General features: G+C 32.5%; 10 protein-coding genes and 1 pseudogene. All 11 read right to left on the reverse strand.

From position 1 onward, the window contains the following. The coding region (locus LDL23_RS05110; protein WP_291264744.1) for a DHA2 family efflux MFS transporter permease subunit at positions 1-895 on the reverse strand (895 nt) is incomplete at its 3' end. A gap of 2 nt (positions 896-897) precedes the next feature. Next, complete coding sequence (locus LDL23_RS05115; RefSeq protein ID WP_291264745.1) at positions 898-1,977, reverse strand: HlyD family secretion protein; 1,080 nt, start codon at positions 1,975-1,977, stop codon at positions 898-900. A 13-nt stretch (positions 1,978-1,990) separates the two neighbouring features. Continuing rightward, positions 1,991-3,274 carry a TolC family protein gene (locus tag LDL23_RS05120; protein ID WP_291264746.1) on the reverse strand — a complete coding sequence of 428 codons (1,284 nt, stop codon included), beginning with the start codon at positions 3,272-3,274 and terminating at the stop codon, positions 1,991-1,993. Positions 3,275-3,277: 3 nt separating this feature from the next. Further along, on the reverse strand, positions 3,278-3,895 hold the full coding sequence (locus LDL23_RS05125) for a TetR/AcrR family transcriptional regulator (protein ID WP_291264747.1): 618 nt from the start codon (positions 3,893-3,895) through the stop codon (positions 3,278-3,280). Positions 3,896-4,048: 153 nt separating this feature from the next. Further along, positions 4,049-5,569: a flotillin family protein gene (locus LDL23_RS05130; protein WP_291264748.1), complete on the reverse strand. Its 1,521-nt coding sequence runs from the start codon at positions 5,567-5,569 to the stop codon at positions 4,049-4,051. Between the two features lie 12 nt (positions 5,570-5,581). Continuing rightward, positions 5,582-6,139 carry an NfeD family protein gene (locus LDL23_RS05135; RefSeq protein ID WP_291264749.1) on the reverse strand — a complete coding sequence of 186 codons (558 nt, stop codon included), beginning with the start codon at positions 6,137-6,139 and terminating at the stop codon, positions 5,582-5,584. Positions 6,140-6,222: 83 nt separating this feature from the next. Beyond that, a complete protein-coding gene (gene trpA / locus LDL23_RS05140) occupies positions 6,223-6,984 on the reverse strand; it encodes a tryptophan synthase subunit alpha (protein WP_291264750.1) in 762 nt (253 codons plus the stop codon). 20 nt (positions 6,985-7,004) lie between these two features. Further along, a complete protein-coding gene (gene trpB / locus LDL23_RS05145; RefSeq protein ID WP_291264751.1) occupies positions 7,005-8,195 on the reverse strand; it encodes a tryptophan synthase subunit beta in 1,191 nt (396 codons plus the stop codon). Continuing rightward, positions 8,185-8,820, reverse strand: a complete 636-nt coding sequence (locus LDL23_RS05150) for a phosphoribosylanthranilate isomerase (protein ID WP_291264752.1) — start codon at positions 8,818-8,820, stop codon at positions 8,185-8,187. The genes trpB and LDL23_RS05150 overlap by 11 nt, the downstream gene beginning before the upstream one ends. Further along, positions 8,817-9,602, reverse strand: a complete 786-nt coding sequence (trpC, locus tag LDL23_RS05155; protein ID WP_291264753.1) for an indole-3-glycerol phosphate synthase TrpC — start codon at positions 9,600-9,602, stop codon at positions 8,817-8,819. Before trpC ends, LDL23_RS05150 begins: the two co-directional genes overlap by 4 nt. Before the next feature lie 2 nt (positions 9,603-9,604). Continuing rightward, positions 9,605-10,000: pseudogene (locus tag LDL23_RS05160) on the reverse strand (anthranilate phosphoribosyltransferase); the annotation flags it as partial.

Here is a 10,000-nt window from a genome sequence, read left to right on the forward strand (position 1 = left end):
AAGTTGATCCATACAATCCAAACCCCATTATAAAACTTAAGATGGTTCCTACTCTTAGGTTAGTATCTTTTAAGACTTTCAGATTAACAATTGGATATTCATAGGTAAGTTGTCTCCATATAAAGAAAAACAAACTAAAAAAGCTTATAACACTTAACGCAACAATTGTTCCGTCATTAAACCAGTCATCTTGTTGTCCATGCTCTAAGACATACTGCAAAGATCCAATAAAACCTGCGAGTGTTATTATTCCATACCAATCGACTTGATTAGCACTCATTTTTTCACCGTATTTTGGACTTTTTACATAGCGAAGAGTTAGTAAAGTTGCGATAATACCAATTGGAATGTTAATATAAAAAATATAAGGCCAAGAATAGGTATCTACTAAATATCCTCCTAATGGTGGGCCAAGTGTTGGACCAACAATTACACCCATTCCATAAATAGCTTGTGCCATTCCTCTTTTTGCAACTGGATAACTTTCTGTGATTATAGTTTGAGATGTTACTAATAAGGCTCCTCCACCCAATCCTTGGATAAATCTAAAAATTATTAATTCCCATATTCCACTAGCATTTCCACATAAAAACGAAGCTGATGTAAAAATAATAATTGAAGCAGCAAAATAATTTCTACGTCCAAATTGTTGCGATAACCAACTCGTCATCGGGATAACAATAACGTTAGCAATCGCATAAGCAGTAATTACCCAAGCCACATCAGTTAGTGTTGCTCCAAGGCTTCCTCTCATGTCATTTAAAGCAACGTTTACAATTGTTGTGTCTACAATTTCTAAAAGTGCACATAATACAGCTGTAATGGTTATGATTACTCTGTTAAAGCCATATTCAACTAAACTATCTTCGTGTATGTTTGTTGTACTTGCGCTCATAATTAATTAAGATGTACATCTACTTCAACATTCATTCCTGAACGAAGTAATTTGATTTTTTCTTTAGCATTATTTGAAGACAAAGTAATTTTAACTGGTAAACGTTGTACTGTTTTAACAAAGTTTCCAGTTGCATTATCTGGCGGTAACAATGAAAAACGAGAACCTGTTGCAGGTGAGAAGGAAGTAATTTCCCCTTCAAATTTATCATTAGGAAAAGCATCCGCTTTAATTTCCACTTTTTGTCCTAACTTCATTTTGTTTAATTGTGTTTCTTTAAAGTTTGCCACAACCCAAACTTCCTCTGTATTAATAATATAGAAAAGCGATTGACCTGGCTGAACTAATTGACCCGGTTGTATGTCAATGGTAGAAACTTGTCCGTTATAAGCTGCTGTAACTACAGTGTATTTTAAGTTTAGCATTGCAGTATTTAAATTTGCCTTTGCTCTTTCAATATTTGCAGCTGCTACTGATGTTTGTTTTTGAGAAACATTAGTTCTTGTTACTGCAACATTTTTTTGAAAATCACTAGCATTTTTTTGTTGTTTCATCATTTGTAGTTGATTTTCAGCTTCTTGTTTAGCAGCTAATGCTTGTTCATATTGTTGTTTTGTGATGGATTTGTTTTTGTATAAATTTTCAAATCGTTCAAAATCATTCGTAGCTCTCCATAATTTTATTTTTGCTGATTCAATACTAGTTGTAGCTGATTTTGCATTTGCATCACTTACAGAAACTCCAACTTGCGCTGTTCCAACATCTGCTTTTGACACTTCAAAACTACTTTCAGCAGCTAATAAAGCAGCTTTTGCTTCTTCTACTTTTACAACGTAATCGCTATTATCAATTACAAACAATGTATCTCCTTTTTTTACAAACTGATTATCTTTTACATATATTTTTTCAATAAAACCGGTCACTCTTGGTATTATTGGTGTCATATTCTGTTCTACTTGTGCATCATCAGTGGTTTCATGTGAAAGGGAATGGATGTATTTATATCCACCATATATCATTCCTAAAGTTACCAATCCGATTAGAATATATGTAAACTTTTTGTTAGTTTTCTTTTTTTCCATTGTATAGCTAAATTTAATTTATTGATTGTGTTAGTTTCCCTTTTTGATATTGTAATTCATAATATTTTTGCAAAATATCTGAAGTTGCAATTGAGTAATTTATTTTTGCTTGTAATTGCTCTACATTAGCTTCTAATAAATCATTTGTATTAGATAAACCATTGTTGTATTTATCTAAAACAATTCTATAATTTTCATCAGCTTGTAACTGAGCTTTTTCGTAAACATTTTTTTGTTTGATTGCTAAGTCGAAATTTTCTTTAGCTTCGTGTATTTCTTCTTTTATTTTATCATTTAATATTGCAATTTGACGCTCTGTTTCAAGAGCTTGACTTTTTGCTTTTTCAACTTCTTTCTTATTTTTAAAAATAGATGAAACATCATATGAAATACCTGCTCCAAAATTCATTGCGTTTGTGACTGTCAATGCATTTTTAACATCTAAAGCAATATAACCACCTATTAAGTTTAATGATGGATAGTAATTTCCTTGAGCTATTTTAATGTTGTTTTTTGCAGCTAATTCTGCAAAATTTAAAGCTTCTAAGTCTTTTCTTGCTACAGAAAAATCAGATGTTGTTTGAATAGGTGAAAATTCATTATCAGGAATCAAAATTTTAGTTCCTTCAGGTAATTGCAAAAATGTAACGAGTTGATAATTTAAAACTGAATTATTCTTTTTTGCAGTAGCTAACGATAATTCTATATCCGATTCTTGTAATTGTGCTTTTAATAAATCATTATGAGCTAATAATCCATTATCTTCTAAAGCTTGAAAATCTACAACACGTTGATGCGCACTTTTTAAATAATCTTCTGTTAAAGCAATCATTTGTTGTGTTTTGTACAAACTAAAATACAATTGAGTAATGTACAATGCAATTTGCTCTTTTGTATGTTGCGCATTACTGATCTCCGCTTGATTTAAATTTTTTGAAGCTTTTATGCTATTTTGAATTTTAAATCCATTAAATACTGGTATTGTTGCATTTGCTTGTCCAATAGCCAATTGACTTATATCTAAATTACCACCAGATGCAGGAATTAAATTACCTTTCGCATTAGCTTGGGTGAGTTTAAAAAATTGTCCCGATAGTGAAACATTTGGCAATTGATTATTTTTTACTGTTTTTAATTCCCATTCCGATGTTTTTACCTTCGTATCTGCTAAAATTGCCTGATTACTTGATGTTATTCCTGTTTTTATAGCTTCTTGTAATGAAAGCGATTTAGTGTCTTGTGCTTGGATAAATCCAATGGAAAAGAGCGTTATGAGTATAAATTTATTAGTCTTCATTATTTATTTAATTAACATTCCTAAGATTACGTTTGTTATTTCTTCTGTAAAATCATTCAAAATATAATTTTCAAATTCCTGATCATTATTCAAGTTCATCATTTCAAAATAAAATTTCTTATTATTATATACTTGAGAAAAAGTTCCAACAACGATAGCTGGAATCAAATAAGTATTGCAGTTCGATTTAAAAACACCAGAATTTTGTCCTTCAGAGATGATTTTTTCTAAAAGCTCTAGATTTTTTTGTTTGATTTCATTGAATGAAGGAAAATCACTTGTTCTTTTTTGATTAATAATTTCAAACTGAATAATTTGATATATATCTTTATTCATATAGAATCTATTAATGTATAAAGAGACAAACTTTTTTATTTTTTCAATAGGTGATATGGTTTCCAACTGTAAATTTTCTAATATCATTCTAAATCCAGAAATTCTATTTATGATTACAGCATCTAATAACTTTTCTTTTGAACCAAAATAATAGGAAATCATCGCAACATTTATTTCAGCAGCTTTAGCTATATCTCTAACAGAAGTACCATCATACCCTTTTTCAGCAAAGAGTTTTTCTGTTATCATTAAGATTTCTATTTGTTTTGAATTAAACTCATTCATTTTTTATGTTTTTAATTGCATGACAAAATTAAACAAATGTTTAAATCAAACGTTTGTTTAGTTTTTTAATTAACCTTTTTTTAACGAAATTTAGAAATGAAAAAATCCCAAATTCATTACAAATTTGGGATTTAATACTATAGGTTTTAAAAATTATTTCACTTCTTCAGTTGTTGTAATTTCTGTAGAGCTTGATGCATCTTTAGGCATATCTTCACCTTTTAAATACGTTGGTAAATTTAAACCTGCCATATTGAATAAATCGTTTAATGGCGGAACGGTTTTCATCATTCCAGATACGAAATTCGCAGTCGAACCATTACCATCTGTATTATTTCCAGAATCCCAAACGGTGATTTTATCAATTTTGATGTTTTTAACGGCTTCTACCTGAGTTTTAACTAATTCTGGTAATTTTTCAATTAATAACAATTGGAAGGCTTTCGTTGGATCACCGCCAGCAGCACTTACTACTTCACGGTAACCTTCTGCTTGTTTTGTTAAGATTTCATATAACCCTTTTGCTTCTGCTTCCATTTTTGCAAAAATCGCATCTGCTTCTCCTTTTGCTTGCACTCTGATTCTCTCTGCTTCAGCTTGTGCATCAATAACGGCTTTTTGTTTCGCAATTTCTGCCGGAATTACAATATTCGCATTTTGTGTTGAACGTTCTCTTTCAGCACGTGCAGCTTCCGCTTTTTGTTCTGCTAGATACGATTCCTCTAATGCTTTTGCTTGTTGTACTTTTTCTGATGCTAAGGCAATACGCAATGCTTCTGCTTCTTTTTCACGTCTTGCTGCTTCCGATTGGGCAATAGCAATTTTAGCCTCATTTTCTCCTTGGATTGCAATCGCATTTGCTTCTGATGTTGCCACACGAGTATCTCTTTGCGCTTCCGCTTTTCCAATACTTTCATCTTTAAAAGCAGCCGCAATACTTACTTCTCTGTCTTTATTGGTAATCGCAATTTTAACGTCACGATCTCTATGAGTTTCTGCAATTTGAACGTCTTTTTCACGATCTGCCATTGCTTTTCCGGTTTCTCCAATTTTTTCTTGTTCCGCTACCGAAATTTTAGCTTCGTTAATCGCTTTTGCAGCCGCTTCTTTTCCTAAAGCTTCGATATAACCTGATTCATCTTTGATATCGGTAACGTTAACGTTGATTAACTTCAAACCAATTTTCTTTAATTCCGAATCTACGTTTTTCGAAATGTTATCTAAGAATTTATCTCTATCTGAGTTGATTTCCTCAATCGTCATGGTTGCGATAACCAAACGTAATTGTCCAAATAAAATATCTTTTGCCAATTCCTGAATTTGTTCTGGAGCTAAACCTAATAAACGTTCAGCAGCCGTATTCATACTATCGGTTTCAGTAGAAATTGCGATAGTAAATCGACACGGAACATCGACACGAATATTTTGACGAGAAAGCGCATTGGTTAAATTCGCTTCAATTGAAATAGGTTTTAAATCTAAAAATGAATAATCCTGAATTACAGGCCAAATAAAAGCACCACCACCGTGAACACACTTAGCCGATGTGCCACCAGTTTTTCCATAAATAACTAAAATTTTGTCTGAAGGACATCTTTTGTAACGTGAAATTAAAGTCACGAAAGTAACGAATAGCACAAAAGCGGCTACAACAATAATGATAATTTGTGTCATATAAATAAAGGATTAGATTTTTTCTACGATAACTAAATTGTGCTCCACAGCTACTACTTTTACAGTACTTCCAGAAGTAAGTTTTTCGGATGAATTGGTGATGGCGTCTAATTCATGAAACGAACCATTCACGCTGATTTGAATTTTTCCTTTTCCAGATTTTGCTTCGGGAATGGTCAAATATACTTCGGCTGTTTTATTGATGGTATTTTCAATTTTAAAGCTATTGTCTTCCGAAAGTTTTAAAATTTGTTTGATTAATAAAAAGAAAACACCCACAAAAAGAATTCCGACTAATACAGAAATTCCAATTAGAATTGTTTTGTTTTCGATTGATTGATAAAACGAAATTCCTGTCCAACTAAATCCTAATAAAAAGTTGATTAAGTTGCGAAGCGTAAACAATTCAAATGGCATATCACCATCGCCACCATCAGTATCGGCATCGGTTTCAGAACCGCTTAATCCAATAAAAGTGGAAATGGTTTGTAATAGAAAAAAGATACTCACCGGTAACGCAATGTACCAAAAAGCCTTGAGTAGTGGCTCGTAATGTTCAAGAAAGTTCATAGTTGTCAGTTAGTTTTGTAATTATACGATTACTTTTACAAAAAGTTACAATTTACAAAAAATTACTATGAACTTTCTTAAATTTATTTGATTTTATTGACAAACTTTGAAATGTCTGAAATCGGATTTTCCTTCAAAAAGTTGATAAATGCACTTCCAATTATAGCACCTTTTTGATATTTCGTAGCTTGTTGAAATGTTTCTTCATCTTTAATTCCAAAACCAACAATTTGAGGATTTTTCAAGTTTAAATTTGAAATTCGTTTGAAATAATCCATTTGTTCTGAACCAAATCCGGATTGACTTCCCGTAACCGCAGCCGAACTCACCATGTAAACAAAACTATCGGAAATGGCATCGATTTGTTGGATTCGTTCTTCTGAAGTTTGTGGCGAAATCAAAAAGATGTTTTTCAAATGGTATTTTTCGAAAATCGATTTGTATTCGGTTTCGTAAACGAATAGCGGTAAATCAGGAATAATTAAGCCATCAATCCCAACTTCTGCACATTTTTGACAAAATTTCTCAATTCCAAATTGCATCATCGGATTAAAATAACCCATAATAATTAAAGGAATTTGAACCGATTTTCTTATTTCTTTCAATTGCTCAAATAAGATTGAAGTTGTCATGCCATTTTCAATCGCAATAGTAGAACTTTCTTGAATGGTAGGCCCATCGGCTAATGGATCAGAAAAAGGTAACCCAATTTCAATCATATCCACACCATTTTTTTCCAATTCTTGAATGATGGAAACAGTGTCGTTTAGCTTTGGGAATCCTGCTGTAAAATAAATGGAAAGCAGTTTTTTATCTTCTTGTAATTTTTGGTTGATTCTATTCATGTTGTTTGTTTTTTGACTAATCACTTTTCACTAAACTTAAAATAATCGATATACGTATTCAAATCTTTGTCACCTCTTCCTGATAAGTTGATGACTACAATATCATTTGGTTGAAATTGTTTTTTATCCAAAACTGAAAAAGCATGCGCCGTTTCAATTGCTGGAATGATACCTTCTGTTTTTGATACATCTAATCCAGATTGCATGGCTTCAGAATCTGTTATTGCGATGAATTCTGCTCTTTTGGTATCGTGTAAATGAGCATGAAGCGGTCCAACTCCAGGATAATCTAATCCTGCCGAAATAGAGTAGGGTTCGGTAATTTGTCCGTCTTCGGTTTGCATTAATAAGGTTTTGCTTCCGTGAATGATTCCAATTTTTCCCAATACAGAAGTCGCAGCACTTTCTCCTGATTCAACTCCATGTCCAGCCGCTTCCACAGCAATTAATTTTACCGATTCTTCATCTAAAAATTCGTAAAAAGCCCCAGCAGCATTGCTTCCGCCACCAACACAAGCAATTACATAATCTGGATTTTCTTTGCCTTCTTGAGCAAGAAGTTGGGATTTAATTTCTTTAGAAATCACACTTTGAAATCTCGCTACCATATCAGGATAAGGATGAGGTCCCACCACAGAACCAATGATGTAAAAGGTATCAATCGGATTGTTAATCCAATCGCGAATGGCTTCATTAGTAGCATCTTTAAGTGTTTTTGAACCCGAAGTTGCTGGTCGAACTTTTGCTCCCAACATTTTCATACGAGCTACGTTGGGCGCTTGTCTTTTAATATCGACTTCACCCATATAAACAATGCATTCCAATCCCATCAAAGCGCAAACCGTTGCTGTTGCTACACCGTGTTGACCTGCGCCAGTTTCGGCAATGATTCTGGTTTTACCTAAACGTTTTGCGACTAAAATTTGACCGATGGTGTTGTTGATTTTGTGTGCTCCAGTGTGACATAAATCTTCTCGTTTTAGATAGATTTTTGTGTTGTATTTTTCGGATAAACGCTTGGCAAAATACAAAGGCGTTGGGCGACCTACAAATTGTTGTAATAAGTCGTTAAACTCTTCTTGAAAAGAAGGTTCGGCCATGATTTTAAGATAATTTTCTTTTAATTCCTCAACATTCGGATACAACATTTCGGGAATAAAAGCACCGCCAAATTGGCCGTAAAATCCGTTTTCGTCTACATTATATTTCATATAGCATTTTTTTAAATTTTTGTAATTTGATTTTATTTTTTGTGCCTGGTTTTTTTTCGAAACGACTGTTTACATCGATTCCGTAGCATTTATTTGCTGCCGGTGATTTTAGAAATTCTTTTAATCCGTCAATTTCTGTAGTTCCAATGCCACCGCTTAAAAAGTATGGAACATTAAAGTGATAGTTTTCTAACATATTCCAATCGAAAGTAATCCCGTTTCCACCTGGTAATTTTCCTTTGGTATCAAAAAGAAAATAATCGACAGCTAATACATATTCTTTAACCACGGAAAAATTGAAAGTCGAATCTATGGAAAAAACTTTGATGACTTCAACACCGAGTTTTTTCACGTTTTTACAAAAAATAACCGACTCATTTCCATGTAATTGAATGATGTCTAATTGATATTGATTAATTTTTGTAGCAATTTCCTGAATGGAAGCATCTACAAAAACGCCTACTTTTTTGGTAGTTTCAGGAAGTTCAGGAATAGTAGCTAAAGTCATCTTTCGTTTTGATTTTTCCCAAAAGATAAAACCCAAATAATCAGGATTTAAAGCCGATATTTCCTTAATATTTTCGGTTTCTTTCATGCCACAAATTTTTAGTTTTATGTTTTTCATGACATTAATTTTTGAATGAATCGTTTAGCTTCTAAACCAGGATTTTCGGTTTTCATAAAATGTTCTCCCATTAAAAATCCTCGATAACCAAATTGTTGTAATTCTTTAATTGCCTCAATAGAGCTAATTCCACTTTCAGATACTTTTACAAATTCATCTGGAATTTTATTAGCTAATTCTTTGCTGTAATCTAAACTCACTTCGAAGGTTTTTAAATTGCGATTGTTCACGCCAATCATGTCTAAACTTGGCATTATTGATTTTTCTAATTCTTCTAAATTATGAACTTCCAATAATATTTCTAACCCTAAACTTTGAGCAAATTCAGAAAGTTGTTTGATTTCTTCTCGAGTCAAAACCGCGGCAATTAGTAATATTACATCGGCTCCGTGCGCTTTAGCCTCTAAAATTTGGTATTCCTCAACAATGAATTCTTTTCGTAACAAAGGAATATTTACAGAAGCTTTTGCTAGCAATAAATCCTCCAAACTACCACCAAAATATTTAGCATCCGTTAAAACTGAAATTCCGCAAACACCTGCATTTTGATAACCTAAAACCACATCCTCCACAGCATGATTATTATTGATGACGGCTCTCGAAGGAGATCGACGTTTGTGTTCTGCAATAATTCCAGAAACACTATTTTTCAAAAGTTTACTTAATGAATAGGTTCGTGAGTTGAATAAAACAGAAGTTTCTAATTGCGAAACTGGAATAATACTTTTCTTTAATTCGACTTCTCGTTTTTTATCGGTGATGATTTTATCTAAAATATTCATGATTAATTACTTATTGCGATTAATTTTTTTAATTTTTCCAATGCTTTTCCGCTGGCTAAACTTTCTTGAGCCTTGGATAAAGCTTCTTCATAATTCGATTTTTCAACGGTTTGAATCGCGATTGCCGCATTAGCACTAACCACATTATTTTGAGCCGTAGTTCCTTTCCCAGAAATTACATCGAAGAAAATTTTAGCTGATTCGTCAACAGTTGTTCCTCCTTTAATAGTTTCAAGTTTACATTCTGGTAATTTGAAATCGGATGGTTTTAAAATTTGTTCGGAAGAATTTGAAATAATTTTTACTTCATCTGTTAAGGAAACTTCATCAAAACCGCTTAATCCATGTAAAATGGAGTAGTTGGTAGCGGTATTTTGGTATAAATACGCATACATTCG

Source organism: Flavobacterium sp., assembly GCF_020217025.1.
Taxonomy (GTDB): domain Bacteria; phylum Bacteroidota; class Bacteroidia; order Flavobacteriales; family Flavobacteriaceae; genus Flavobacterium.